Annotated in this window: 25 protein-coding genes; 10 read left to right on the forward strand and 15 right to left on the reverse strand. The window is 64.9% G+C overall.

The genetic code is table 11. The annotated features are described in order from the left end of the window. Nucleotides 1–284: 284 nt before the first annotated feature. The gene (locus CQ050_RS07705) at nt 285–1,082 is read left to right on the forward strand and encodes a hypothetical protein (RefSeq protein WP_105556217.1); all 798 of its coding nucleotides are present in this window, start codon (nt 285–287) and stop codon (nt 1,080–1,082) included. A gap of 64 nt (nt 1,083–1,146) precedes the next feature. Here CQ050_RS07705 and gvpU read toward each other — a convergent pair whose 3' ends face one another. Continuing rightward, nucleotides 1,147–1,593 (reverse strand): gas vesicle accessory protein GvpU, encoded by a 447-nt coding sequence (gene gvpU, locus CQ050_RS30935; RefSeq protein WP_199196750.1) that lies wholly within the window; start codon nt 1,591–1,593, stop codon nt 1,147–1,149. A gap of 226 nt (nt 1,594–1,819) precedes the next feature. Continuing rightward, complete coding sequence (locus CQ050_RS07715; RefSeq protein WP_105556218.1) at nt 1,820–3,142, reverse strand: ParB/Srx family N-terminal domain-containing protein; 1,323 nt, start codon at nt 3,140–3,142, stop codon at nt 1,820–1,822. A gap of 145 nt (nt 3,143–3,287) precedes the next feature. On the opposite strand from CQ050_RS07715, the gene CQ050_RS07720 reads away from it, so the two are divergent. Then, nucleotides 3,288–3,962: an ankyrin repeat domain-containing protein gene (locus CQ050_RS07720; RefSeq protein WP_105556219.1), complete on the forward strand. Its 675-nt coding sequence runs from the start codon at nt 3,288–3,290 to the stop codon at nt 3,960–3,962. On the opposite strand, the gene CQ050_RS07725 is transcribed toward CQ050_RS07720, so the two are convergent. Further along, complete coding sequence (locus CQ050_RS07725; protein WP_105556220.1) at nt 3,929–5,113, reverse strand: multidrug effflux MFS transporter; 1,185 nt, start codon at nt 5,111–5,113, stop codon at nt 3,929–3,931. The genes CQ050_RS07720 and CQ050_RS07725 overlap by 34 nt on opposite strands. An 85-nt stretch (nt 5,114–5,198) precedes the next feature. On the opposite strand from CQ050_RS07725, the gene CQ050_RS07730 reads away from it, so the two are divergent. Beyond that, nucleotides 5,199–5,966: a helix-turn-helix transcriptional regulator gene (locus CQ050_RS07730; protein ID WP_105556221.1), complete on the forward strand. Its 768-nt coding sequence runs from the start codon at nt 5,199–5,201 to the stop codon at nt 5,964–5,966. A gap of 126 nt (nt 5,967–6,092) precedes the next feature. On the opposite strand, the gene CQ050_RS07735 is transcribed toward CQ050_RS07730, so the two are convergent. Next, nucleotides 6,093–7,202: a porin gene (locus tag CQ050_RS07735; protein ID WP_105556222.1), complete on the reverse strand. Its 1,110-nt coding sequence runs from the start codon at nt 7,200–7,202 to the stop codon at nt 6,093–6,095. 263 nt (nt 7,203–7,465) lie between these two features. Between CQ050_RS07735 and CQ050_RS07740 the strand changes: the two genes are divergently transcribed. The 3 genes from CQ050_RS07740 to CQ050_RS07750 all read left to right on the forward strand — a co-directional run bounded on the left by CQ050_RS07740 (nt 7,466) and on the right by CQ050_RS07750 (nt 10,761). Beyond that, nucleotides 7,466–8,119 (forward strand): NUDIX domain-containing protein, encoded by a 654-nt coding sequence (locus CQ050_RS07740; protein ID WP_105556223.1) that lies wholly within the window; start codon nt 7,466–7,468, stop codon nt 8,117–8,119. 98 nt (nt 8,120–8,217) lie between these two features. Then, nucleotides 8,218–9,051 (forward strand): ribose-phosphate diphosphokinase, encoded by an 834-nt coding sequence (gene prs, locus CQ050_RS07745; protein ID WP_105556224.1) that lies wholly within the window; start codon nt 8,218–8,220, stop codon nt 9,049–9,051. Nucleotides 9,052–9,066: 15 nt separating this feature from the next. After that, complete coding sequence (locus CQ050_RS07750; protein WP_105556225.1) at nt 9,067–10,761, forward strand: nicotinate phosphoribosyltransferase; 1,695 nt, start codon at nt 9,067–9,069, stop codon at nt 10,759–10,761. A 48-nt stretch (nt 10,762–10,809) separates the two neighbouring features. On the opposite strand, the gene CQ050_RS07755 is transcribed toward CQ050_RS07750, so the two are convergent. The 5 genes from CQ050_RS07755 to cyoA all read right to left on the reverse strand — a co-directional run bounded on the left by CQ050_RS07755 (nt 10,810) and on the right by cyoA (nt 15,776). After that, nucleotides 10,810–11,589, reverse strand: a complete 780-nt coding sequence (locus tag CQ050_RS07755) for an SURF1 family protein (RefSeq protein ID WP_105556226.1) — start codon at nt 11,587–11,589, stop codon at nt 10,810–10,812. After that, entirely contained in the window at nt 11,589–12,014 is a 426-nt protein-coding gene (gene cyoD, locus CQ050_RS07760) for a cytochrome o ubiquinol oxidase subunit IV (protein ID WP_199196751.1), read from the reverse strand. Before cyoD ends, CQ050_RS07755 begins: the two co-directional genes overlap by 1 nt. Continuing rightward, entirely contained in the window at nt 12,011–12,655 is a 645-nt protein-coding gene (gene cyoC, locus CQ050_RS07765) for a cytochrome o ubiquinol oxidase subunit III (RefSeq protein ID WP_105556227.1), read from the reverse strand. Before cyoC ends, cyoD begins: the two co-directional genes overlap by 4 nt. Next, on the reverse strand, nt 12,648–14,651 hold the full coding sequence (gene cyoB, locus CQ050_RS07770) for a cytochrome o ubiquinol oxidase subunit I (RefSeq protein WP_105556228.1): 2,004 nt from the start codon (nt 14,649–14,651) through the stop codon (nt 12,648–12,650). Before cyoB ends, cyoC begins: the two co-directional genes overlap by 8 nt. Nucleotides 14,652–14,732: 81 nt before the next feature. Then, nucleotides 14,733–15,776, reverse strand: coding sequence for a ubiquinol oxidase subunit II (gene cyoA, locus CQ050_RS07775; protein ID WP_105556229.1), 1,044 nt, complete (start codon nt 15,774–15,776; stop codon nt 14,733–14,735). A 132-nt stretch (nt 15,777–15,908) separates the two neighbouring features. Here cyoA and CQ050_RS07780 point away from each other — a divergent pair, with 132 nt between their 5' ends. Next, nucleotides 15,909–17,243 (forward strand): MFS transporter, encoded by a 1,335-nt coding sequence (locus CQ050_RS07780; RefSeq protein ID WP_105556230.1) that lies wholly within the window; start codon nt 15,909–15,911, stop codon nt 17,241–17,243. 27 nt (nt 17,244–17,270) lie between these two features. Here CQ050_RS07780 and CQ050_RS07785 read toward each other — a convergent pair whose 3' ends face one another. The 3 genes from CQ050_RS07785 to CQ050_RS07795 are packed head-to-tail and all read right to left on the reverse strand — an operon-like array spanning nt 17,271 to nt 20,284. Beyond that, nucleotides 17,271–18,314, reverse strand: a complete 1,044-nt coding sequence (locus CQ050_RS07785) for a histone deacetylase family protein (RefSeq protein ID WP_105556231.1) — start codon at nt 18,312–18,314, stop codon at nt 17,271–17,273. Between the two features lie 53 nt (nt 18,315–18,367). After that, entirely contained in the window at nt 18,368–18,970 is a 603-nt protein-coding gene (locus CQ050_RS07790) for a YdcF family protein (protein WP_233213861.1), read from the reverse strand. Between the two features lie 30 nt (nt 18,971–19,000). Beyond that, complete coding sequence (locus CQ050_RS07795) at nt 19,001–20,284, reverse strand: hypothetical protein (RefSeq protein WP_105556232.1); 1,284 nt, start codon at nt 20,282–20,284, stop codon at nt 19,001–19,003. Between the two features lie 169 nt (nt 20,285–20,453). Between CQ050_RS07795 and CQ050_RS07800 the strand changes: the two genes are divergently transcribed. Beyond that, entirely contained in the window at nt 20,454–20,855 is a 402-nt protein-coding gene (locus CQ050_RS07800) for a hypothetical protein (protein WP_105556312.1), read from the forward strand. Here the strand turns inward: CQ050_RS07800 and CQ050_RS07805 are convergent, their stop codons facing one another. From CQ050_RS07805 to CQ050_RS07815, 3 genes are all read right to left on the reverse strand, one after another. Continuing rightward, nucleotides 20,856–21,473 (reverse strand): hypothetical protein, encoded by a 618-nt coding sequence (locus tag CQ050_RS07805; protein ID WP_105556233.1) that lies wholly within the window; start codon nt 21,471–21,473, stop codon nt 20,856–20,858. It lies immediately after the preceding gene. Nucleotides 21,474–21,524: 51 nt separating this feature from the next. Further along, nucleotides 21,525–21,926, reverse strand: coding sequence for a hypothetical protein (locus CQ050_RS07810; RefSeq protein WP_105556234.1), 402 nt, complete (start codon nt 21,924–21,926; stop codon nt 21,525–21,527). Nucleotides 21,927–22,007: 81 nt separating this feature from the next. Continuing rightward, nucleotides 22,008–22,901 (reverse strand): LysR family transcriptional regulator, encoded by an 894-nt coding sequence (locus CQ050_RS07815; protein WP_105556235.1) that lies wholly within the window; start codon nt 22,899–22,901, stop codon nt 22,008–22,010. Nucleotides 22,902–23,006: 105 nt separating this feature from the next. Here CQ050_RS07815 and CQ050_RS07820 point away from each other — a divergent pair, with 105 nt between their 5' ends. Continuing rightward, nucleotides 23,007–23,993: a TerC family protein gene (locus CQ050_RS07820; protein ID WP_105556313.1), complete on the forward strand. Its 987-nt coding sequence runs from the start codon at nt 23,007–23,009 to the stop codon at nt 23,991–23,993. Between the two features lie 176 nt (nt 23,994–24,169). Next, the gene (tam, locus tag CQ050_RS07825; protein ID WP_105556236.1) at nt 24,170–24,949 is read left to right on the forward strand and encodes a trans-aconitate 2-methyltransferase; all 780 of its coding nucleotides are present in this window, start codon (nt 24,170–24,172) and stop codon (nt 24,947–24,949) included. Nucleotides 24,950–24,963: the final 14 nt, after the last annotated feature.

Raw genomic sequence — 24,963 nt, forward strand, 5'->3', positions numbered from 1 at the left:
ACACCTGCTTACCAGGGGAATAAGAAGAATCTCAAAGTGAACCGGGCTGGCGGGCAGGCGTTTTGGGGCGCGTAGCGGCGGCCGCTGGGTTGATAAGGATCGCGTGGCCTGCCGGTTTAAGAACTTTCTTGTTCATTTTTGAGCGGGCGTAGGCAGTATTGGCCGGATACGGAGCTCCGGCCTCGGATTCTCCCCGCGATGCTGCAACGCGGCCGGTTCACGTGCTGTGCCGCTGCCGTTGTGCTGCGGCCAGACGTTAATCGAGAACAGAATGACTTTGACTCATGAAGGATGACGCCCGTTCCTGGCCTTCACAGGAAGCGTCCGTTCTGCTGCGCTTTCAACCTGTCTTCACTGCGCAAGGCCAAGTCCACGAATATGCCGTGCTGGGACGTTGCCGCCCCTCTCTCTGGAACAGCCTCAGGCCTTCCCGGGGCACCGCCGGGCTAGCGGCCGGCGTGGCCTTCTTCAAGAGATTCAACGCCTCGATCGATCTGTCGTTTGAACACGCGTTGGACGTGAACGCCTCGGGATCCCTGGCAGAGCGCCTGTGCGTCGAACTGGGAATCGGCCTGGTCAACGAAAAGATATGGGTCAACAAGCAGGCCTGCCATGACGATATCGCGCCGCTGACGGTGGCGGCATCAAGCGTCACATTCACGTTGCCGCTTAGCGGCAGGCTGGCGAAGCGCGCCGACATCCTGGCGCGCTATCCCGACTTCGTTCCCCGTTTGCGCGCGCGCCTGGAGCCCGGCGGCGCCCATGGCGTGGCATCCGAATACGGCATATTGCGTGCCGAAGGGCTGCAAGTACAGATACCGCCGGGCTTGTCCGCAGATCGTCCCTTGCAGGGGCGGTTCTTCACGCTGATGGAGCGCGCCTGGAGCGCCAACCTGCAAGTGGTGGCAAGCGGTGTGGACGACATCCGAGATTTCGCGTGGATGCGGCTGCATAGCGATCTGCTGTTTCGGGGCGCCGCCATGTCCGCGCCGCTCAGCGCCGATTGCCTGGACGCCTGGCTACAAGCCGATAGCAGCGCATGGCGGTCATTCCGCGCCTGTACCACGCGCTTTGCCGGCTGAGTCAACACCCGGCGCGCGTCGGGTGCAGAATGCCGGCGGCCGGGGCGTTATTGAAGCCGGCGCTTCAGCTTGCCGTGTCGGACTGCATGCGGCCCAGAATGAACCCATCCACCGCGCTGGTGCGGCCACGCCACAGCGTGGGCTGCCCGGCGACAGGCGAGCCGTCCGCCGCAAAGAACAAGGCATCGGCAAGGTGAATGTAATTGGGCAGCGGATCGGCGGGCTGGGGCACGCGGAAGACGTCGCCCAATTCGGCCAGCGACGCATGCACGCTGGCGCGGGTGTCCGCGTCGATCGCGCTTAGCGAGTTCGTGAAACTGGCGGCGAAACGGTCGAAATATTCCGCGCCCGATACGATCGAGCCAGACACCATCATGCCGCCCATCTGCAACGTCACGCCGATGCTTTCGATCTGGCTCCCGTTGTTCACCAGGTTGACCAGGAATTGAAGAAAGGCGTCCGCGCCGGGTGCGGCGTTCTTGTCCTGGATGGAGAGGGAATCGATGCTCATTGTTCGGGTCTCGAAAAGGGCGGAAAGAGCCACAAGATACTCGAAGCGCGTGAAAAATACACCGATCACAATCGCCCGAAAAACGGCAGGATCGGGCGTCAGACCGCGCCATCCACGGCGGCGCGCTGGCGCTACCGTGGCAGGCTGCGGAACGATCTGGCCTTCTTCGCCCGGCGGACTAGCGCGATCAATTCGATGATCGGCACGCCTTGCCGGGCAAGCTGTCCTACCAGCCCCAGCAGGTCCCCGCAGCGGGTTTGCCGCAAGCGCGGTAATTCGCCGCGAACCACAGTTTGCCGGCATTGCGCGGCGTGCCATTGTCCTTGACGTCGTTGCGGGTCAGCTCGTCCAGCGTGTCGCGTGAGCCCTTGACTGAAACGCCGGCCACGACGTTTGCCGTCAACGGAATCACGCCAAGGCTGGCCGCCGTGCGGTCGTCGAAGACGATGTCCGTGACGGCCAATGCGCCCATCTTCAATGACGCATCGCGCACGGCAGCGGCGTAGCTGTCGTTGGCGCCGCCCGGCGCCAGCGTGGCGTTGAACGAACTGGGCGCCAGGATCTGCGCGGGCGTGGCGGGCGCCAGCATCTTGTACTGGTCAAGCGCGGGCAACTGGCCGCCGGCGGCTTGGCGGCGCAGCCAGTCGCCCCACAGGAATTCCGCGAACTCCGGCAGGCTGCCGTTCTTGTAGGCGATGTCGCGCGTGTAGTAGACCAGCGAGCGGTAGCGGTCTTCCTGCATGCCGCCGGCCTCGTCGGCGCTGGCCATGCCCAGGCGGCTGGGCAGTTGGTCCACGGTGATGGGCTGGTTCTGGCCGTCGCGCAGCCAGGCGCGGCGTTCATCGACCATGCGTTGCCAGAATGCGGCGGCGGTGGTCAAGTCGCTGTAGTTGGCGTCGACCTTCACCCAGACGGGCAGCTGGGGGCCGCCATCGAAAATGGTGCGCAGCGACGAGAACGTGTGGTGGCCGTCCGTCAGGTAAAGATTGCCGTCCCACCCGACGACGACGGTCTTCAGGTTGTCGGTATGCGTGCCGGGTGCGTCCTTGCAGGCGAAGGTTTCCGGCTGGTCCAGCCGCGCGGCGCGGGCCGCGGCGATGTCCGCGAATTTCTGCGCGCGCTCGGTGCCGCCCATGTCTTCGCAGTAGTCGTCGAATTTCTTGCCGACGGTGCGGTCCAGGTAGTCCAAATGCAAGGCGGCATCGGCCGCCCAGGTCGCCCGGTTGAAGTCGCCTTGCCAGCGGCCCAGCTTGTAGTAGATCTGGTCGTAGCCGATGGCGGCCTGGGTAGGGCGCAGTTCTTCGATGCGAACCTGGATGACGTCGCCGGCCTTCGCCTTCAGATAGGCGGTGTTGCGGGTGGGCGTTTCGACTTCCGGCGCGGGGTCGACGACCACGGGCGGGGGCGTGACGACGGGCGTGTCATCGTCATCGTCGCCATCGCCGCCATTGCAGGCGGCCAGCGCCAGCGGCAGCAAGGCCGCGGCCAGCAGGCGCAGAAGTGGCCGGGGAAGCAGGACGGGGGTCGAGGGGGTATCGGTCTGTGTCATTGGACGGTGGGGGCTGCGATCGAAAAGTATCCAATGATGACTGGCGCGTATGTCCCGTGTATTGCACTGTCTGCCGGTAAGGGAAATTCCCAATGCCGACGCGTTTGTCCATAATCCAGCTTGGATTCAAAGGAGGATACCGGCTATGGCGATCATCAACTTCTGGCGGGCTTGCTTCGTTGCGTTCCTGGGCGCCGTGGGCGCGGACGCGGCGGCAGCCGACGCGCCAGCCACGCAACTGTTGTCGGCCGCCGCGCAGGGCGAGACGGCGCGTGTGCGCGAACTGCTGGCCCGCGGCGCGCCGCTGGAAGCGCGGGATGCGCAGGGCAATACGCCCCTGCTGCGCGCGACGCAGGGCAACCACGCGCAGGCTGCCCGCGTCCTGATCGAGGCGGGCGCAGACGTGAACGCGCAGAATCAAATGCAGGACAGCGCCTACTTGTTGGCAGGCGCCCAGGGTTATCGCGAGATCCTGGCGCTGACCCTACAGCATGGCGCGGACCTGAAAAGTACCAACCGCTACGGAGGCACGGCGCTGATTCCGGCCTGCGAACGCGGCCACGTGGAAGTCGTGAAGACGCTGCTGCAAGCGGGCGTGGACCCCAACCACGTAAACCGGCTGGGCTGGACGGGCCTGTTGGAAGCCATCATCCTGAGCGATGGCGGCCCACGCCACCAGGAGATCGTCGCGTTGCTGATCGAAGGCGGCGCCGACGTGAACCTGGCTGACGGTGACGGCCGCACGCCGATCGCGCATGCCCGCCAACGGGGGCAGCGCGAAATGGTTCAACTGCTGGAACGTGCCGGCGCGCGCGGGTGATTCCGCCGGTGCGTGTGCAGCAGCAGGGCGCACACCATGAGCCAGGCGCCGGAAAGTGGCAAGGCGGAATGGAAGGGCAGCCACGAACTGGCCGCCAGGCCCAGGCCCAGCATGGCGTAGTAGGCAAGGCCGAACAAGGCGCCCGCGCGGCCCAGGCAATGGCCGTACCGGCTTAGCGCAGGGCCGAGCAGGTTCGGGATCGCCAGTCCGTAGCCGGCGAAGATCGGCAGCGCTGCCATGGCCCACATCCAGCCAGGTTGCGGGTGCACCAACACGACGGCGCATTGCGCCAGCACGCCGGCCAGGACCCAGCACAAGCCATAGCGCACCCGATCCGACGGGGCGGTCTGTGCTGGCAGGCGCCGGTTGCTGACGGCGCCCAGGCAGCCGGCCGCGGCCACGGCCAAACCGACCCAGCCAAATCCCAGCCCGGGCAGATGACCGACCATGAAAGGGCCGGCGGAGTAGAAAGAGAACACCAGGAAGTTAAGGCCCGCGACCTGCGCGGCGGTGCGCCGCAGCGGAGCGTCCGCCAGCATGTGGCGGGCAAGCGCCCGCAGCGGAACGGCAGCCATGGCGGCTTCACGGGTTTCCATCAGGTGGCGGCCGCTCTGAGCCAGCAGCAGGAAAATCGCCAGCGCGATGGTCAGCAGCACGCCTTGGTAACCCGCGCGATCCGAAACCAGTTGACCAACCAGGGGGCCGACGGCGGGGGACCATGCCAGCACCGCGCCCAAGGTGACGAAATAGCGGGTCAGGGCGCCACCGGCGAGGCGGTCGCGCAACAAGGTCTGTGTCGTGACGGAACAAGTCGCCAGTCCCGCGGCCTGGATAAAGCGGCCAAACAGCAAGCCTTCGAAGCTGGGAGCGATCAGCGCGCACAGGGTTCCGGCCAGGCCGGTTGCCAGACCGGCAAGCAGGGCGGGGCGGCGGCCCCAGGCGTCCGCAAGGTGCCCCCATAGCAGGACACCCAGCGCGAAACCCAGAAAGAAAACTCCCATGACGGATTGGGCGGCGCCGGCGTCCAGCCGCCAATGCCGCGCCAGGTCCGGCAGGGCCGGGGCAAGAATGGTTTCTGCGATCTGCGGTAGCGCCAGCAAGGCGATGACCAGGCCGCGCGGCGGCAGACCGTCCAGGGAGGGGTGTTTCATGGGACGCCGTGAAAAAGGGCCTAGCGTACCCAGCCTAATGAAAGCAAAATCACGATGTTTTGCCATAAAACATCGCTAATACGACATGCCGCATTACTCGCCTGACGCCGTGCTGGATCCCGACAGCGCCGTGTGTCCCATCGTGGGGCTGGCCATCGACACCCGCGCCCATGCGTCTGACTGGCATATGCATCGCCGCACGCAACTGCTTTACCAGGCGGAAGGCGGCGTCACGCTGTTCCTGCCCGACCGCGTGGGGCAACTGGCGCCGCTGCAGGCCGCATGGCTGCCCGCCGGTTGCACGCACCGTACCGCCATGCACGGCAGTTTTGCCTACCGCAGCCTGTACTTCGACGTGCAGGCTTATCCGGGACTGCCGGTCGAACCCCTGATCCTGGACGTGAATCCGTTGTTGCGGGCGTTGATCCTGCGCGTGACGGACTGGCCGGCCGACGCTGTCCTGAGCTTGGCACAGACGCGCATCGTGGAGACCTTGCTGGATGAATTGGCGGCCGCGCCTACCGCGCCGATGCCTCTGCCCATGCCTCGCGACCGGCGGCTGGCGCCCATCGCGAAAGCGCTGTTGCTTGACCCGGCTTGCCCGTTGTCCCTCGCGGATTGGGCCGGTCGGGTGGGCGCCAGCAGTCGCACGCTGGAACGGTTGTTCCTGTTGGAAACCGGGCTGTCGTTTGGCCGCTGGCGGACGCAGACCCGATTGCTGGCCGCGCGGGCGCACTTGGCCGAAGGCATGTCGGTCACGGCGGTGGCGCACGCGATGGGCTATGCCAGCGACAGCGCGTTCATCGCCATGTACCGCCGCATCTATGGAGAATCACCGCGACGAAAAAGGTGATCCCCCACGCTGCGCACGCTGCGTGTGCTGGCTGCCCCCCAAGGGGCGCTTTTTATCTTGGGGCGGCCCGAGATAAAAAAACGCCGGCCCCGTAAGAGGCCGGCGCGTTTTTACGCTGTGCGACGCTTAGAACTGGTGGCGGATGCCCACGCCTGCGGCGGTGCTCTTCAAGCCGTCGATGAACGCGTAATCCGTGCCGTACGAACCGTAGGCATACAGATTGGTGCGCTTGGACAGGTCGTAGGTGTAGCCCACGCTGTAGACGTTCATGTTGGCGTCGCCGCCCGTCAGCTTGTCGTTGGACGGGGCTACGTGCTGCCACGAGGCGAACACGCTGCTGGCGCCGCCAACAGGCAGGGTCGCGCCCAGCATGTAGGCGTTGGCCTTGAAGCCGTTCACGAAGCGGTTGCTGCCGAATTCGTCGCTGAAGGGCGTGCCGGCGGGCAGGTCCTGGCCGACGAACCAGCCGTCGGTGGTGCGACCGTAGGCGGCCGCCAGCTTCACGACTTCCAGGTCATACGACACGCCCAGCGCGTACTGGCGCGGCGTGGCGTCGCTGTCGATCGTGGCGCTGCGATTGGAGCCATTCAGTTGGTCGTACGTCAGCGCGACGTTCAGCGGGCCTTGCACGTAGCGCAGGCCGGCGGTGATGCCGCGCGTGTTGTCCGCCGTGCGGAAGCCGGTCTGGTCGGCGCTAGTGTCGTCCGCGTTGAACGAGTAGCCGATGCCGAACTCAAACCCGTTCACCGACGGGGTGCGGTACATGACCATGTTGTCCCAGCGCATGGTGTTGGCCGCGCTGAAACCCAGGCCCAGGTTGGATTGGGTGTAGCTGGTGTAGAAGGGGTCGATGTCGGCCAGGTAGTTCGAGCCGATCGTGGCTTGGCGGCCGAAATCCAGTTGGCCCCAGGCGTCGTTGGCCAGGCCGATGGTGGCTTGGCGTCCGAACAGGCGGCCGGATTGCCCCCGCTGGCCGTTTGCGGAATCAAAGCCGCTTTCCAGCTTGAAGACGGCGCGCAGGCCGTCGCCCAGATCTTCGGATCCGCGCAGGCCCCAGCGGGAGCCGGCCTGGATGCCGTTGATCATGCCGAGCTTGCTACCACTGTAGCCGTCGCCTTTGATCTTGTTGTAGCCGATGCCGGTGTCGATGACACCATAGAGGGTGACTGACGGTTCTGCCTGTGCAATGCCTGTAAAAGCGGTCAGCATCGCAGCGGCGAGCAGCGTCTTTTTCATCCGGAGATCTCCTGGAGTGGGGTTGGAAAGCGTTGGAAAAAACAAAGGGAACAGCACGCCCGGCATAGCGCCAAGCGGGTGTTCCCAGGCCGCATTGTAGAACATTTACCCTATTTTCTGCCTATTGCGGTGGATTTTCCGGCTATTTCGCCTAAAACCTGACGCGGGGCGGGCCGTCGTGGGACGGTGTTCCGTCCCGCTGCGTTTGACGGTTTCGTGCCATAGTGGCGTCTTGACCCGAAGCCCCTCTTACGGAATTCCACGTGGACTATCCACTGCCCCTTGTCACCGTCGACGCTGTCTTGCTCACTCTGAGGGCGGGCGTCCTGGAAATCGCCCTGCATCAGCGTGATCGCGCGCCGTTCAAAGACGCCATGGCGTTGCCCGGCGGGGTGGTGCATCTGGACGAAGACGCCAGCACCGAGGCCAGCGTGCGCCGCGTGCTTCGGGACAAGACGGGGTTCGAGCCACGCTATCTGGAACAGCTTCAGGTGTTTTCCGGGCCGGCCCGGGATCCGCGCAAGTGGTCGTTGTCGGTGTCCTATGTGGCGCTGGTGCCGGCGGCCGAACTGGAGGCGGCGACGCAGGCGGCGTTCCGCTTTGTCAGCGTGGACGCGTTGCCGCCCTTGGCGTTTGACCATGCCGATATCGTGGCGGCCGCCGTTGCCCGCTTGCGCGGCAAGTCCAGCTATTCGACATTGCCGTTCTTCCTGCTGCCGGAGCGTTTCACGTTGACCGAGCTGCAACACACCTATGAAGCCATCTTGCAGACCCGGCTGGAGAAATCGAATTTCCGCCGCAAGATGGAAGCCTGGGGCGTGCTGGAGGCCACCGAGGACTACATGGTGGGCGCTCAGCGCCCCGCCCGGCTGTATCGCCTGAAGGACTTCGCCTTGTTCGACCGCAGCGTCGGATAAGTGTCGACTCGCCCCTTTATTCCAACATAGTTGCAAATCAACAATAAGTGGGCTTATACTGGCTTCACTTAGTTTTAAAATGCCACTAAGGGCTCATCATGTTCACCATCACTGCGGTAGTAGAAGGGCAGCGCCAGAGCGATACGCCGGCTGCGTTCGTGTTTCCCGGGGGCGAAAGCCAGGTCACGGTGCCGGCCGGGTTGCGCGCCCAGGCCGATGCGGCCAGCGAGTTCCGCATCCACGCCCTGTTGAAGTCGGCCGATGACGTCATGCAACTGCTGATGCTGACGGACGCGCTGCGGCGCCTGAACCCGGCCGTGCCGGTGCACCTGGACATGCCCTACGTGCCTTACGCCCGGCAGGACCGGGTGTGCAACCCCGGCGAGGCGCTGGGCGCCGCCGTGTTCTGCAAGTTGATCAACGATCAGCAGTACGCCACGGTGACCGTGGTCGAACCCCACAGCGACGTGACGCCCGCCCTGCTGCAACGCGTCCGCGTGATCGATGCGTCGGCTTTCCTTGCCCGCGCGTTGGCCGCCCCGGCCTTTGCCAACGGCGTCACGCTGATGGCGCCGGACGCTGGCGCCCGCAAGCGCGTGCAGGCGCTTGCCAAGGCGCTGGGCGTGGCGGACGTTCGCTTCGCCGAAAAGGTCCGCGACCCGCAAACCGGCCGCATCACCGAAACCCGAGTGCCCGCCGACATCCCCGCGCAGCCGGTGCTGGTGGTCGATGACATCTGCGACGGCGGCCGCACCTTCCTGGAGTTGGCCTCGGCCTTACGCGACACGACCCGGCAGCCGGTCTACCTGTATGTGACGCACGGCATCTTCAGCAAGGGGCTTGGCGAGCTCAACGCCCGCTACGCCGGCATCTTCACCGCTTACGACTGGACCGGCGCCGAAGGCGCCGGCGCCCCGGTGCTTGTCAATTAAGAAGGAAACCGAGCCATGAATACCCGCGACGACCTGACCCTCAAGAACGGCATTAACCCCTTCCTGCAAGCCGACTTCTACAAGACAGGCCACCCCTTTCAGTATCCCAAGGGCACCAACAAGATCTTGGCCAACTTCACGCCGCGATCCGCCCGGCTGGCGCCGGTGCTGCCCGAGCTGTTCGACGGCAAGATTGTCTGGTTCGGCCTGCAAGGCTTCATCAAGGAAATCCTGATCGACCTGTTCGACCGCGAATTCTTCGGCAAGCCGGCGGGCGTGGCCGTGCGCCAGTACCAGCGGCGGGTGGACAATGCGCTGGGCAAGGGCGCGGTCACCGTCGACCACTTGCAGGCGCTGTATGAACTGGGCTATCTGCCGTTGGAGATCCGTTCGGTGCCCGAGGGCGCGCGCGTGGATATCCGCGTGCCGCCGGTGACTTTCGTCAACACGCACCCGGCCTTCGCGTGGCTGGTGACCTATATCGAGACGTTATTCAGCTGCGAGTCCTGGAAGGCATCCACCGTTGCGACCATCGCCTTCGAATACCGGAAGCTGCTGACGTACTTTGCACGCCTGACGGGCAGTCCGATGGACTTCGTGAACTGGCAGGGGCACGATTTTTCGATGCGTGGCATGGCGGGCCTGCACGACGCCCGCAAATGCGGCGCGGGGCACTTGCTGTCGTTCACCGGCACCGACACGATCCCCGCCATTGACTACCTCGAGGACCTTTACGGCGCCGACTCCGACCGCGAACTGATCGGCGGTTCGGTGCCGGCGACCGAACACTCGGTCATGTGCCTGGGCAGCAAAGAGGGCGAGATCGCGACCATCCGCCGCCTGGTCACGCAGGTCTACCCGGCGGGCATTGTGTCGGTGGTGTCGGACACGTGGGATTTCTGGCAGGTGGTGACGGACTTTGCCGCCGCCTTGAAGCCGGAAATCCTGGCGCGCCGGCCCGACCCCTTCGGCAACGCCAAGGTCGTGTTCCGCCCCGATTCGGGCGACCCCGTGAAGATTCTGACGGGCTACTTTTGCACGGACGTGGCCAGCGTGGCGGACGCCGCGGCCTTGGCGGCCGCTGGCCGCCAAGGCTTCGAGGCGGTGCGCGACGCGGCGACTGGCGCCTTCTGGTTGCTGGACGAAGATGCGCGCCCAAGCCAGGCGTTGCGCGAAGCGGAAGTGAAGGGCGCCGTGCAATGCCTGTGGGACATCTTCGGCGGCGTGGTGACGGACCGCGGCTACAAGCTGCTGGACTCGCACGTGGGCCTGATCTATGGCGACTCCATCACGCTGGCCCGCGGCCGCGACATTCTGGTCCGGCTGGAAAAGAAGGGCTTCGCCTCGGGCAACGTCGTGCTTGGGATCGGGTCTTACACCTACCAGTACCTGACGCGCGACACGTTCGGGTGGGCGTTGAAGGCGACGTATGCCGAAGTCGACGGCGAACCCCAGGAACTGGTGAAGGATCCCGTCACGGATTCCGGCGTGAAGCGTTCGGCCAAGGGCCTGTTGCGGGTCGAGGAAACGGCGACGGGATATGTGCTGCTTGACCAGCAGACCCCGGCGCAAGCCGAGGGTGGCGCGCTGGTGCCCGTGTTCCGCGATGGCAGCTTGCTGGTGGAGCAGAGCCTGGCCCAGATCCGGGAACGGTTGCAAGGGTCATGGGTGTGCCCAGAGCCGGGCAGCATCGATTGGACCGGGCGCTGAAAGGTCGGACGGCGTAAAAAAAGCTCCCTGGGGAGCTTTTTTTTCGGGTCAGGCTTTGCCGCGCGCGCGCTTTTCTTCGCGTACGAAGATCACCACGCCGACGATGATCATGAGCGCCAGCGCGTACCAGGTGATGGCGTAGACCAGGTGATTGTTCGGGAACGTCAGCGCCGTCAGGCCGCCGACGGGCGCTTTCGCGGGATCCCGGCTGGGGCTGGACGCCGCGTCGGCATCGATGAAGTACGGCGCCACGTCGGTCAGCCCGCGTGCCGTGCCGATGGCCGGCAGGTCGCGTGAATACCAGAGGTTGGCCGCCGGATCGTTGTTGCGCAGGAAGCCGCTGCCGGGTTCACCCATGCGCAGCAGGCCGGTGACGCTGCCTTGCGCAGGTGCCTGCGTGGTGTTGGCCGCGTTCTTGCGCCATTCCGGCAGGACGAACCCGCGGTTGACCAGCACGGTGCCGCCGTCGGCCAATTGCAGCGGCGTCATGACCCAGTAACCGCTGCCCAGTTCGGTGGCGGCTTGCACCAGCGTCTGGCGGTCGTACTGGTACGTGCCGGAAGCGGCCACGTGGCGGTATTCAGCGTTATTGAAGGACAGGGCCCGCCAGTCTCGTTTGCCCGGCGCCGGCGTGGTGGGCGCATGAGCGCGCTGATTGACCTGCGCGATCAGGTCGCGCTTCCAGGCCAGCCGGTGCACCTGCCAGGTGCCCAGGGCGCACAGGCCCGCGAACAGCGCGACAGCAACCACCCCCAGGATGACCAGGGTGGTTTTGCTGCGCGGATTACGGGGGGTGTCGCCGGTATGAGTGTTTTTTACTGCTGCCATCAGGGCATATTCCGCATGTCGTGTGTGGACATGGGCATCATATTGGAGTTCAAGTGATACATGATCCAGATTGACCCGCTGAGCGTGATTACGACCAGCACCAGCGTGAATATTAACGCCAACATGTTCCACCCGCTTTCGGACTTGGTGTCCATGTGCAGGAAGTACACGATGTGGACCACGATCTGCACGACGGCAAAAGCCAGGATCACCAGCGCGGTCGTGCGGGAACTGTCGAACACGCGGTCCATCACCAGCCAGAACGGGATGGCGGTCAGGATGGCCGCCAGGACAAAGCCCGTGAAGTAGCTCTTGAGCGTGCCGTGCCCGGCGCCGTCGTCATCGTCATGATCGTGGCCGCCGCCGTGGCCGTGCCCGTGGTCGCCATGCCCGCGATCAGCCAGGTTATCCATGTGCGAGCTCATGGCAGCACTCCCATCAGATAGACGAAGGTGAACACGCCCACCCAGATCAGATCCAGGAAGTGCCAGAACATCGACAGGCACATCAGGCGGCGCCGGTTTTCAGGGATCAGGCCGTGCATCTGCACCTGGATCATCATCGTCACCAGCCAGACGATGCCGAACGTGACGTGCAGCCCGTGCGTGCCGACCAGCGTGAAGAACGACGACAGGAAGGCGCTGCGTTGAGGGCCCGCGCCCTGGTGGATCAGGTGCGCGAATTCGTAGAGTTCCAGCGACAGGAAGCCCAGGCCAAGGATGCCGGTGACCGCCAGCCACAATTGCGTGGCGCCGATGCGGTTGCGCCGCATCTCCAGCATCGCAAAGCCGTAGGTGATGGACGACAGCAGCAGCAGGGACGTGTTCACCGCCACCAGCGGCAAATCGAACAGGTCCGCGCCTGATGGGCCCGCCGCATAGTTGCGGCCCAGCACGCCGTACGTCGCGAACAGGCAGGCGAAGATGAGGCAGTCGCTCATCAGGTAAACCCAAAACCCCAGCAGGGTGCCGTTCTTGGGATGATGTTCGCCCGCGACGTAGAACACGGGCTCCGGGGGCGGCGGCGCGGTGCCGCCGGGCAGGGTGGGGGCCAGGGTATCAGACATTTTTCGCAAGCAACCTTGTCCGGGCGGCTTCTTCGCGCACGACCTCGTCGGCCGGCACGTAGTAGTCGCGCTTGTAGTTGAAGGTATGAATGATGGACACCAGGATCAACGCGGCGAACGACAGCACGGCCAGCGGCCACATGTGCCAGATCAGCGCAAAGCCCATCACCACGCTGATCGCCGCCAGCACCACGCCGGCCCAGGTGTTCTTCGGCATGTGGATGGGGATGAAGCCTTGCTGCGGCCGCTGATAGCCGTGCTGCTTCATTTGCCACCAGGCGTCCAGGTCATGCACGCGCGGCGTGAACGCGAAGTTGTAGTTGGGCGGGGGCGACGACGTGGACCATTCCAGCGTGCGGCCGTCCCAGGGGTCGCCGCTGTCGTCGCGCAATTGGTCGCGCCGGCGGTAGCTGACGACCAGCTGGATGATGAAGCTGGCGATGCCGCAGGCGATCAGCAACGCGCCGAAGGCCGCTACCTGGAACCAGATTTGCAGCGACATGTCTTCGAAGTGGTTCACGCGGCGCGTCACGCCCATCAACCCCAGCACGTACAGCGGCATGAACGCCACGTAAAAGCCCACCAGCCAGAACCAGAACGAGCACTTGCCCCAGAACGGGTCGAGCTTGTAGCCGAAGGCCTTGGGGAACCAGTACGTGATGCCGGCCATCAGCCCGAACAGCACGCCGCCGATGATGACGTTGTGAAAGTGCGCGATCAGGAACAGGCTGTTGTGCAGCGCGAAGTCGGCGGGGGGCACGGCCAGCAGCACGCCTGTCATGCCGCCGATCACGAACGTGACCATGAAGCCCAGCGTCCACAGCATGGGTACTTCGAAGCGGATGCGGCCGCGGTACATGGTGAAGAGCCAGTTGAAGATCTTGGCCCCGGTCGGGATCGAGATGATCATGGTCGTGATCCCGAAGAACGAGTTCACGCTGGCGCCGGACCCCATGGTGAAGAAGTGGTGCAGCCAGACCAGGTACGACAACACCGTGATCACGACGGTGGCGTACACCATGGATGCGTAGCCGAACAGACGCTTGCGGCAGAAGGTGGCCACCACTTCCGAGAAGATGCCGAAGGCGGGCAGGATCAGGATGTAGACCTCGGGGTGGCCCCAGATCCAGATCAGGTTCACGTACATCATGGCGTTGCCGCCGAAGTCTGCCGTGAAGAAGTTGGTGCCGACGTAGCGGTCCATGGACAGCAGGGCCAGCACGGCGGTCAGCACGGGGAAGGCCGCCACGATCAGCACGTTGGTGCACAGCGCCGTCCAGGTGAAGATGGGCATGCGCATCATGGTCATGCCGGGCGCGCGCATCTTCACGATGGTGACCAGCAGGTTGACGCCGGATAGCAGGGTTCCCACCCCCGCTATCTGCAACGCCCAGATGTAGTAGTCGACCCCGACGTCGGGGCTCTGCATGATGCCTGACAAGGGCGGGTAGGCCAGCCAGCCCGTGCGCGCGAATTCGCCGACGAACAGCGACATCATCACCAGCACGACGCCACCCGTCGTCATCCAGAAGCTGAAGTTGTTCAGAAAGGGGAAGGCCACGTCGCGCGCGCCGATCTGCAGCGGCACGATGTAGTTCATCAGCCCCGTGACCAACGGCATGGCCACGAAGAAAATCATGATCACGCCGTGCGCGGTGAAGATCTGGTCATAGTGGTGCGGAGGCAGATAACCCGCCGAATCGCCGAAGGCCACCGCCTGTTGCAAGCGCATCATGATGGCATCGGCGAAACCGCGCAGCAGCATCACGATGCCCAGGATCACGTACATGATCCCGATCTTCTTGTGGTCGATACTGGTGAACCACTCGTGCCACAGGTAGCCCCATTTCTTGTAGTACGTGATGGAGCCCACCACGACGATGCCGCCTACCGCCACCATGAAGAAGGTGGCAAGCAGGATGGGTTCGTGAAAGGGGATGGCGTCCCAGGTCAGTCGACCGAAGATCAGCTTGAGGAGGTCAGGTTGATCAGGCATCTCGATTCCAGCGTAAAGACCACGATTTCATGAAGCCCTTGCAACGGCCGGCCCGTGTCGCGACGGACGCGCGGCACGCCGCTACAACACGAGCCCTTCGGTGGACGTGCACATGGCGCCTACATACTTGCGCGGCGGCGTGCCGGCCAAGCCCAGGCGTTCGCGCGTTTCCGGGTCCAGCGTAGTGATGTTGAGCGCGCCCGGGATGCCCATGCCGCCCTGCGAGTCGATGGCCATCGCGTCTTTCATGCACATGCGGTTGCCTTCGACGCAGCGGTTCACGATGGCGTCGAACAGGCCCGGCGCGACCGTGGCGTAGCGCTGGACCGGGTTGCGTTCGCTGGGCTGCTCAAGCTTCAGGTAGGCGTCGCGGCTGAGCTTGTCGGGCGAGGCGCGGGTGTCGGCCACCCACTTGTCGAAGCCCTGCTGGTCCAGGCCGTGAAACTTGAAGCGCATGCCCGAGAAGCCCGATCCGCTGTAGTTGGCGGACAGGCCTTCGTATTCGCCGGGATGGTTGATCACCGCATGCAGCGTTGTCTGCATGCCGGGCATGGCGTAGATCTGGCCCGCCAGCGCCGGCACGAAGAAGGAGTTCATCACGGTTGATGACGTGATCTTGAACTGGATGGGGCGGTCGACCGGCGCGGCCATTTCATTGACCGTGGCGATGCCTTGCTCGGGATAGAGGAAGAGCCACTTCCAGTCCAGCGCCACCACCTCGACGACAAGCGGTTTGGTACCCGCGGGGACCTCGCGGCCTTCGGACAGGCGCGCAAGCGGACGGTAGGGATCCAGTTGATGGGTGCTGACCCAGGTCAGGGCGCCGAGCGCGATGATGATCAGCAGGGGCGCAGCCCAGATCAGAAGCTCCAGCATCGTGGAGTGGTTCCATTCCGGGTCGTAGTGGGCGTCTTTGTTGCTGGCCCGATAGCGCCACGCGAACAGGAAGGTCAGGAAGATCACCGGCACGATGATCAGCAGCATCAAGCCGGTGGAGATGATGATCAGATTACGCTGTTGAAGTGCCACATCGCCCGATGGCGACAGCAGTACTGCATTGCATCCGGCGAGCAATGGCAGGGCGGCAATCAGGATCAATCCGCGGAGCCTTGTGAAGGACGGCATAGCCATACCTCGAAACGTAACCGTGGGAGGTAAACGCAACACTACGCTGGAAGCCGCGAAAAATCTAGGGTAAAAAGAACAAAAGTGTGCAAGGCAGTGGCGTATTTCGGACCTCCTACAGTGAGCAAACCCATGTCGACCACCACGCAATATCCCGGTCATGCTTCTTCCGTTCCCGGTCCTGGGGCGTTGACCGGCGGGGTCAGCCATGCCAAGGTGGCCCCCGGTGAAATCGCCGTCGGCGTGGTAGTGGGACGCGCCTCTGAGTACTTCGACTTCTTCGTGTTCGGCATCGCCTGCGTGCTGGTTTTTCCGAAGGTCTTCTTCCCCTTCGAACCGCAACTGGAAGGCACGCTCTGGGCCTTCGTCATCTTCTCCTTCGCGTTCATCATGCGGCCCATCGGCACGGCGTTGTCGATGGCGATCCAGCGGCGTTGGGGCCGCGCCACAAAATTGACGGTCGCGCTGTTCGTGCTGGGAACGGCCACGGTGGGCATGGCGTTCCTGCCCAGCTACAACACGCTTGGCGCGCACGCCATCACGTTGCTGGCGGTGTTCCGGTGTCTGCAAGGGCTGGCGTTCGGCGGATCCTGGGACGGGCTGCCGTCGCTGCTGGCGCTGAACGCGCCGCCCAATCGCCGTGGCTGGTATTCGATGATGGGCCAGTTGGGCGCGCCGGTCGGCTTCATGGTGGCCAGCGCGCTGTTCCTGTACCTGCACGTCACGCTGACGCAGTCGGACTTCCTGGAATGGGGCTGGCGCTATCCCTTCTTCGTGGCGTTCGCCATCAACGTGGTGGCGCTGTTCGCGCGGCTGCGCCTGGTCGTCACCGAGGAATACACGCAGTTGCTGGAAGAGGGCGAGCTTGAACCCATCAGCATCGCCGAGATGGTGCGCTCGCAAGGCTATAACCTGTTCATCGGCGCTTTCGCGGCCTTGGCCAGCTACGCGCTATTCCACCTGGTCACGGTGTTTCCGTTGTCGTGGATCGCCGTCAGCGCCACGCAACAGATCACGGATGTGCTGATCGTGCAGATCATCGGTGCCGTGATCGGCATCCTGGGGACGGTGGCATCGGGCTGGCTCGCCGACCGCATCGGCCGGCGCACGACGTTGGGCTTGCTGGCCGTGCTGATTGCCGTGTTCGCGTTGTTCACGCCCTGGCTGCTGGGCGGCGGGCCGATGGGCCAGGACGCGTTCATCCTGGTGGGCTTCGCGCTGCTGGGCTTGTCGTACGGCCAGGCTTCGGGCACCGTCACCGCCAACTTCACGCGCCGCTTCCGCTACACGGGCGCGGCGCTCACGTCCGACATGGCGTGGTTGGTCGGCGCGGCGTTCGCGCCGCTGGTCGCGTTGGGATTGTCGGCGCGCTTCGGCCTGGTGGCCGTCAGCATCTATCTGCTTTCCGGCGCGGCATGCACCTTGCTGGCGCTACGCATCAACAAGGTGCTGGAAACGCGCGACTGATCAGGGGGAACGCAAGGCATTGCCGCGTCAGCGGCCATGGCCTTCCAGCACGTTCGCCACGTTGATGCCCACATCGGCCACGGCATAGCCGCCTTCCATCGTGAACACCGTCGGCAGGCCCAGGCTGGCCAGTTTGCGGCCCACTTCAAGATAGTCAACGCTTTTCAGCTTGAACTTGGAGATCGGGTCGCCTTCGTACGTATCCACGCCCAGCGCGATCACGACGGCGTCGGCGCTGAATGCCTGAATGGCGGACAGGCCCTGTTGCAGCGCTTGCGTCCACGTGGCGAACTCGGTGCCGGCGGCCAGCGGCAGATTCAGGTTGGCGCCCCGGCCCGCGCCTTCGCCGCGCTCGTCGGCATAGCCCAGGAAGAAGGGGTATTCGGTGGTGGGGTCGCCATGGATCGACACCGTCAGCACGTCGCCGCGCTCGTAGAAGATGCTCTGCGTGCCGTTGCCGTGGTGATAGTCGACGTCAAGAATGGCCACGCGTTCGGCGCCCGCATCGCGGAGCGCTTGGGCCGCTATCGCGGCGTTGTTCAAGAAGCAATAGCCGCCGAAAAAGTCGGCGCCGGCATGGTGGCCGGGCGGCCGCGTCAATGCCATGGCGGCGCGTGGGCCGCCCGCAGCGGTGACGGCGCGCGCGGCGTCGATGGCGCAGGCCGCGCCGGCGGCGGCCGCTTCCCAGGTGCCGGCGGTCAGCGGGCAGCCGCTGTCGAACGAGAACAGGCCGACGCGCGCGGCGAAGTTGGTGGGTTCGATATCGTGGCGGAAGCCGCGCACGGGCCAGACCGAGGGCAGGATGTCGGTGTCCGCGTTCGCCGGATCCAGCGCCACCCAGTCTTGCCAGGCGCTGGCCAGGAAGTCCACGTAGCGCGGCGTGTGCACGCGCTTGATCAGGTCCAGATCGGGCGACGAGGGGGCAAGCAGATTGCCGATGCCGCGTTCGCGCAACGCGTCCAGCACGTATTCCAACCGCGCCGGCGTTTCGTGGCAGGGGACCAGCTTGCCGCGGAACATTTCCTGGCGGCCAGCATGCTTGTCATGGACGGGGTTGTGGAAGATCTGCACGGCGTCGAGTCCTTGAAGGATTCAAAAAATGGAAGAAGACGGCAAGAGCGCCACTATAGCGGCCGGAATGCATACCACGCCACGGCCGGAAGCTCACGGACAACGGAGTACAGGTCGCGCCATTCGAAGAAGCGGGGATAGCCGCCGCTGACATCCGTCACGCCGTGCCGGTGCAAGGCGAGCAGAGTGCGTGGCACGTGGAAGTACTGCGTGACGGCCAGCGCGCTGACGTAGCCATGATCGCGCATGTAGTCGCTGGCATGGCGCGCGGTCGCCCAGGAATTCACGCCCGCGCTGTCGGTCACGATGCGGTCGGCGGGCACCCCGCGCGTCAACAGATAGTCGCGCATCACGGCGGCTTCGTCGGCGCCGGCCGGGTCGATGCCGCCGCTGACAAACAGCACGCGGCATTGCGATGCGGCAAAGCAGTCATAGGCGCGGTCCAGGCGGGCGGCAAGACGGGGTGACGGTTGCCCATCCGCTTCTACGGTGTTGCCCAACACGATGGCAACGTCGGCGGGGCGGGCGATGGTCAGCAACCCGGTTGCCGTCAGCGTGGTGGCAGCCAGCAGCAAGGCGCCCAGCGGCAAGGCGAGCAGCAGAAAGGCCGCGCGCCGGAGCGGACGGTATCGAACAGGGCGGGTGGCAGGCGGCACGTGGGTTGTCGTCGGAAAAAGCGCCCCGGCTTACTGCGGCGCGGGCGGCCGTTTCGGCAGCGGGTAGTCGAACCCGATTTCGTTCGATACGACGGGCTGGGCCAGATTTCCCGGGTCGGTCAACACGACGGCCGCACGATATTTTCCGGGCGCAAGCGGCGGCAGGAACGGGACATTGCTGTTGCCGTTGTCGTTCACCAGATAGGCCGGCTTGCCGTCCTCTGCGGCGGCCCAGACGATCGGGTCGCGGGCAAACCCCAGCGGGTTGGCTGGGTGCAGGGTGTCGCCTTCGCGCTGGTAGAGCGGGTGCACGATGCGGTCGCCCTGCGCATTGGTCAGCAGCAACCAGAGGCGCGGCGCGTTGAGGGCGGCGGGCGCATCACCGGTGTTGTCCAGGCTGACCATGAAGAGGCCGCCGTCTTCGCCGTCCCAATCGGCCAGCGTGTCGGCCAGGTCCAGCGTCAGGCCGCTTTGCGGTGACGGCACCGCCAGCCGATGCTTGTCCACGCGCAGATCGCCATAGCGCACCCATTTCAGTACTTCGCCCGCCGCCTTGCCGGGGGCGCGGACTTGCAGCCAGTCCGGCGGGCGCAGCGCCACGACGTCCAGGTGTTCGTTTTCGGCCACGGTCATCGCGGGCCGGGCGTTGACGTCGGGCGTGTCGTAGAGATCCAGCGTGCTGACTGGCACCGTGCCGCCTTCCAGCGGCGATCCTTCGCCTTCGATCTCGATGCGCGCGATGGTGCCGTCTTCGCGGAAACGGTAGGTCACGTCGGCGGCCTGGCTTTCCAGACCGAACAGCGCCTGGGTACCCCACGACGTGGCGCGCGCCGTGCCGTCGGGACGCAATACATATTCTTCGAAACCATTGCTGGCGGCGCCATACCGGCACGCCACGCGGATGACGGCCTGCTTGTCGTCGATCTCCGGGTTGACGAAGCCCCGGCAGGGGCTGGTCTGGTCGGGATGCGCAATTTCTTGAAAGGCGCCGCTACCGGGCCGGTACAGGAACAGGCGGGCGATGACCTGCGTGCTGCCGCCGCTTTGGCCCAGCACCAGATCGCGGTAGCCGTCGTGATCGATGTCGACGGATCCGATCTGGTCGACGGTCTCGTCGAAGGTGCCCAATTGCTGCGCGGGGCCGTTGCCCACGCGCACGGTCGCGCGTGGCGCGTCTTCGCCGCTGATCGTGACCACGGCGGACAGGCCGGCCGTGATGGGGTAGGGGAAGTCGCGCGGGGCGGGTTGCGCCTGCGCGCCTTGACCTGTTGTCGCCAGCGCGGCCAGGGCGGCCACAAGCAGAATCCGTTTCAACCGCCTCTCCCCGCTTCGAATTGAGTGGGGCAATATACCGCAGCCGATTGCGGGAAAACGAGCAGTGCTGCGGCCAGTGCCGCCCGGCTTCCTGGGTAGAATTGATTTTCTGGTGTTGTTCACGCTTTTCGAGTTTGGTTTGCGTCGCGCCTTTGCGCGTCGGTCCTCCATGAATCTTCCGTTTCCGATCCGCCAAGAATGTCCGCCGGGCGCCTGCGTGTGCGACCGCGACCGGCTGCTGGCCGACCCGGGCGCGGACGTCCGCATCCTGCGCCTGACAAAAGAAGAGGAAAAGCGGCTGGTGGCGCGTCTGGAGAGCATCGTCAGCCTGGACGACCTGCGCGCCATGCAGGGGCGCATCCAGGCGCAGCTGGGCATCGTGATCCGCATCACGCCCAGCGACAACGAAGTGCGCACGTCGCGCGGTATTGCCATTCATCTGGATGATGCGCCCGGCCTGTGCCGCAAGACGCGCACGTCGCTTCCCGCCGCGATCCGGCGGGGTTTCGATAACAAGCCCGAGATCGTCTATGCGCTGCTGAACGAGCGCGATCTGCTTAGCGGCACCTGATCAGGACGTCTTGCCGGCTTCGCGGCATGGGGTCAGGGGCACGACAGTGGACGGCGTGCGGCCAGCTTCGGGCCGGGCGGCGGGCTTCTTGCCGCTGCGCACGGGATAAGACAACACGACGGCGCTGCCGGCATTCAGCTTGGGGGACGTCGCCGAGCCATACGCCACCGTCCAGCCGCGCACGGCCAGCGGCGCCAGGGTGTACTGCAAGGCGGACCCCGGCGATACGTGCGCGACTTTGCCCGCAAACAGTTCTTCCTGCGCCGTTTCCACGCCGTCGACGGCGGTATAGGTCACGATGCTGTCCAGCGCAGCCGATTCTTCATGGCGCGCCAGGATGGCGGTTTTGTACTTGCCGGGGGGGATGTCCGCCAGACTGACGGTCAAATGGTCCGTCGCCCGGCCGGCGGCGTCCAGCCGGACGCCCGTGACGTCGACGCGGGTCAGCGGCGCGGAACCCGTGTTGCGCACGCGCACACTGTATTGGCCCGACGTTCCCGTCACCGTGCAGACTTCCACGCCTGAGGGGCTGGGGGAAGCGTGCGCGGGCGCCATGGCGCCCGCGGATAGCAAGGCCGCCAAAGACAAGCTCAGGGCAGGGACAGATCGGGTAAGCACGGCACGCTCCTGGTGGGAGGCAGCGTGCCGGGTGGCGCGTTGCCAGCCTTATTACACCACTTGGCGTCCGGGCGCCTCGGCGGCCTGCTGCCGCTTGCCCGCCAGCCAGTTCAGGATCAGCGCCACGACCAGCAGGCAGGCGATGATGAAGCCCCAGACAATCCAGCCCAGCACGGAGATCAGCGTGCCAAGGCTGCCGGCCACGGGCAGGATCTGGTTCAGGCCCTGGGCGGCCCAGACCAGGCCGGCTTGCAGCGACTGCAGCCAGGCGGGATCGACCCACCCGGCGGCCCAGGCGGGCGCCACCCATTGCGAGGTGTCCAGCGCGGCCCCGGGCACCTGTGCCGTGGCGATTGTCGCCAGGACCCAGTCCGTCAGTTGCAAGGTCAGCGCCACCAGCCCGGTCCAGAGTGCGGCAAGCACGGCAAAAGCGAGCCAGATGAATTTTTTCATTGCAGTGGTACTCCGATTTCAAAGAACCGACAGGATAGAACCGATTCTATTTCTGAAAAACCAGCACTAATGTGACAAACATTAAGAAAAAACCGAAGTTTTGGCATGCGCCAGCACCGTTTGCACCAGGGGGTGGTGCTGGCCGCGGCGGTTGCGGATGGCATGGATCTCTTCCTGCACATCGTCGCACCGGGCCAGGGGGCGTAAGCCGCGCAGCAGCCCGATGTCGTCGCCGCCCAGCCGGCTGAGCGGGAATACGCCAAGCCCGCGGGCAGCAAACACCGACATCAACGCGCTGTCTTCGAATTCACCCACCACGTTGGGAAACACCCCCTGCTCGCTGAACCAGCGGTCCAGGGTCTGGCGCAGCACGGAGTGCCCCGTCGGCAGCAGCACGGGCAGGCGCTCCAGGCAGCGGGGAAAGTCCAGCGTGTCGGCCTTGCGCACCAGCCGGGCGGGGCCGTACCAGTCCACCGGCGAGGAGACGAGCCGGTCGCTGGTCAGCCGCAGGTTGGGGTTGGCGGGTGCGCCCTGGCCGGCCAGCACCAGGTCCAGGTGGTGCTGGGCCAATTCGCCCAGCAGTTCTTCGACTTCGCCCTCGTGGCAGGTCAGGCGCAGGTCAGGGGTGTCCAGCACAGGGCCAAGCAGGGCGTGGGCGGCCAGCTTGGAGATGCCGTCGGACAAGCCCACGGACAGCCGGATGACGGGCTTGGTGGCGGCGGCGCGCACTTCCTGGGGCAGTACGTGGCCGATCTGGAAGATCTCTTCGGCCCGGGCGAACGCGGCCTTGCCGGCGTCGGTCAGCGTCACGCCGCGGCCCGCCGGTTTGAGCAACTGGTGGCCCAGGTTTTTCTCCAGTTCGCGCACTTGGGCGCTGATGGTCTGGATGGCCATATCCAGCCGTTCGGCGGCGCGCGAAAAGCCGCCTTCCTTGGCGACCATCCAGAAATAGTACAGATGACGGTAGTTCAGCATGTCTGGCTCACTTCGGTTTTTTCGAACCTTAACTCACTTTCAAGCTGATTTCTCCGTTTGGGCAAGATCCGGATCATGGGCACCTTCGAACACAGCGGGGCACTCATGGACACTCTGATCACCTTCTTCATGGCCGATTTTCTAGGGACACCGACCTGGAGTTGGCTGCTATTCATTGGCATCGTCGTCAGCTTGCTGGTCTTCGACCTGGGCGTGCTGCACAAGGAAGATCGCGAGATCGGCGTGCGTGAAAGCCTGTTGCTGTCGGCGGGTTACATCAGCGCGGCGCTGTTGTTCGGCGCCTGGGTATGGTGGCAGTTGGGCGCCGCCAGCGGCATGGCCTACTACACCGGCTTCATGATCGAAAAGTCGCTGTCGATGGACAACGTCTTCGTGATCGCGCTGATTTTCAGCTTCTTCGCGATTCCGCGGCAATACCAGCATCGCGTGCTGTTCTGGGGCATCCTGGGCGTGATCGTCCTGCGCGCCATCATGATCGGGCTGGGCGCCGCGCTGGTCAGTAACTTCGGCTGGCTGCTGTACCTGTTTGGCGCGTTCCTGGTGTTCACGGGCATCAAGATGTGGATGATCGCCGACCAGACGCCCGACATCGCCACCAATCCGATCCTGAAGTTCCTGAAGCGTCACATGCGTGTGACGGAGGGGCTGCGCGGCAACGCGTTCATGGTGACCGAGACGGATCCGGCCACGTCGAAAAAGGTGCGTTTCGCGACGCCGCTGCTGTTGGCTCTGGTGCTGATCGAATTCGTGGACCTGGTGTTCGCGGTGGACTCGGTGCCGGCAATCTTCGCCATCACGACGGACCCGTTCATTGTCTACACCAGCAACATCTTCGCCATCCTGGGCCTGCGTGCGCTGTACTTTGCCCTGGCGGCGATGATCCACCGCTTCCATTACTTGAAGTATGCGTTGGCGCTGGTCCTGGTGTTCATCGGCACGAAGATCTTCCTGGTCGGTTTCATCGGCAAGGTGCCGGCGGCGATTTCGCTGGGCGTGACTTTCAGCCTGATCCTGGGCGGCGTGCTGTTCTCGCTGTGGAAAACCCGGTCGGCTGAATTGAAGACGCAGTAATTGAAGACGCAAGCATTGCATCGACGCAGTGGAGAACCCGCCGGCTGGCCCCGGCGGGTTTTTTTCTGCATTATTCATATTTAGTAGATATGAATTCGTCTCTATTTCTATATTTGTAATATGGATACGCCAGGCGTAGAGTCCGACCGTATACCGTCGTCCGGCAAGGAGCCGTCATGAGCAACAACAGTTGGTCCGCCAAGCAGTATTCCGCCTTCGAAAACGAGCGCACGCGGCCGGTGCGCGATCTGGTGGCCGCCTTGCCCCACCCGTCCGTCGGGCTGGCGGTGGATCTGGGGTGCGGCCCCGGTAACTCCACGGAGGTGCTGGCCAGCCGCTATCCCGATGCGAAGGTCATCGGCATGGACAGCTCGGAAGACATGGTCCAGGCCGCCCGCAAGCGCCTGCCCACGCTGGACTTCGAACTGGCCGATATCGCCACCTGGGATCCGCCGCAGCAATTCGACGTGATCCTGGCGAACGCGGCCCTGCAATGGGTGCCCGACCACGCCACGCTGTACCCGCGTCTGGTCGGCAAGCTGGCCCCGGGCGGCATCCTGGCCGTGCAGACGCCCGACAACATGGAAGAGCCCGCGCACCGTCTGGCGCGACAGGTGGCCGGCGAAGCGCCGTGGGCCGCCAAGACGGGCGGCGTAAAGCACCCGCCGCGCCACAGCGCCGCCTGGTACTACGAACTGCTGAAGCCGCACTGCGGCGTGCTGGACGTGTGGCGCACGACCTATCACCATCCGCTAGCGGGCGCCGCCGCAGTGGTGGAGTGGTTCAAGGGCACGGCGTTGCGTCCGTATCTGGACAAGCTGGACGCCGCCGAGCAGGCCGGGTTCCTGGCGCGTTACCAGGCGCTGATCGCCGAGGCCTATCCGGCGTTTGCCGACGGCACCGTGCTGCTGCCGTTTCCGCGCCTGTTCATCGTGGCAGGGCCGAAACAGGCATGAGCGCGGCGCGGGCG

This window comes from Achromobacter sp. MYb9 (assembly GCF_002975275.1).
GTDB lineage: Bacteria > Pseudomonadota > Gammaproteobacteria > Burkholderiales > Burkholderiaceae_B > Achromobacter.

Bases quoted from the DNA above. Each gene is read 5' to 3' on its own strand.
- CQ050_RS07705 (WP_105556217.1), top strand. From the start codon at position 285: ATGAAGGATGACGCCCGTTCCTGGCCTTCACAGGAAGCGTCCGTTCTG.
- gvpU (WP_199196750.1), bottom strand. From the start codon at position 1,593: ATGAGCATCGATTCCCTCTCCATCCAGGACAAGAACGCCGCACCCGGC.
- CQ050_RS07715 (WP_105556218.1), bottom strand. From the start codon at position 3,142: ATGACACAGACCGATACCCCCTCGACCCCCGTCCTGCTTCCCCGGCCA.
- CQ050_RS07720 (WP_105556219.1), top strand. From the start codon at position 3,288: ATGGCGATCATCAACTTCTGGCGGGCTTGCTTCGTTGCGTTCCTGGGC.
- CQ050_RS07725 (WP_105556220.1), bottom strand. From the start codon at position 5,113: ATGAAACACCCCTCCCTGGACGGTCTGCCGCCGCGCGGCCTGGTCATC.
- CQ050_RS07730 (WP_105556221.1), top strand. From the start codon at position 5,199: ATGCCGCATTACTCGCCTGACGCCGTGCTGGATCCCGACAGCGCCGTG.
- CQ050_RS07735 (WP_105556222.1), bottom strand. From the start codon at position 7,202: ATGAAAAAGACGCTGCTCGCCGCTGCGATGCTGACCGCTTTTACAGGC.
- prs (WP_105556224.1), top strand. From the start codon at position 8,218: ATGTTCACCATCACTGCGGTAGTAGAAGGGCAGCGCCAGAGCGATACG.
- CQ050_RS07750 (WP_105556225.1), top strand. From the start codon at position 9,067: ATGAATACCCGCGACGACCTGACCCTCAAGAACGGCATTAACCCCTTC.
- CQ050_RS07755 (WP_105556226.1), bottom strand. From the start codon at position 11,589: ATGGCAGCAGTAAAAAACACTCATACCGGCGACACCCCCCGTAATCCG.
- cyoD (WP_199196751.1), bottom strand. From the start codon at position 12,014: ATGAGCTCGCACATGGATAACCTGGCTGATCGCGGGCATGGCGACCAC.
- cyoC (WP_105556227.1), bottom strand. From the start codon at position 12,655: ATGTCTGATACCCTGGCCCCCACCCTGCCCGGCGGCACCGCGCCGCCG.
- cyoB (WP_105556228.1), bottom strand. From the start codon at position 14,651: ATGCCTGATCAACCTGACCTCCTCAAGCTGATCTTCGGTCGACTGACC.
- cyoA (WP_105556229.1), bottom strand. From the start codon at position 15,776: ATGCCGTCCTTCACAAGGCTCCGCGGATTGATCCTGATTGCCGCCCTG.
- CQ050_RS07780 (WP_105556230.1), top strand. From the start codon at position 15,909: ATGTCGACCACCACGCAATATCCCGGTCATGCTTCTTCCGTTCCCGGT.
- CQ050_RS07800 (WP_105556312.1), top strand. From the start codon at position 20,454: ATGAATCTTCCGTTTCCGATCCGCCAAGAATGTCCGCCGGGCGCCTGC.
- CQ050_RS07810 (WP_105556234.1), bottom strand. From the start codon at position 21,926: ATGAAAAAATTCATCTGGCTCGCTTTTGCCGTGCTTGCCGCACTCTGG.
- CQ050_RS07815 (WP_105556235.1), bottom strand. From the start codon at position 22,901: ATGCTGAACTACCGTCATCTGTACTATTTCTGGATGGTCGCCAAGGAA.
- CQ050_RS07820 (WP_105556313.1), top strand. From the start codon at position 23,007: ATGGACACTCTGATCACCTTCTTCATGGCCGATTTTCTAGGGACACCG.
- tam (WP_105556236.1), top strand. From the start codon at position 24,170: ATGAGCAACAACAGTTGGTCCGCCAAGCAGTATTCCGCCTTCGAAAAC.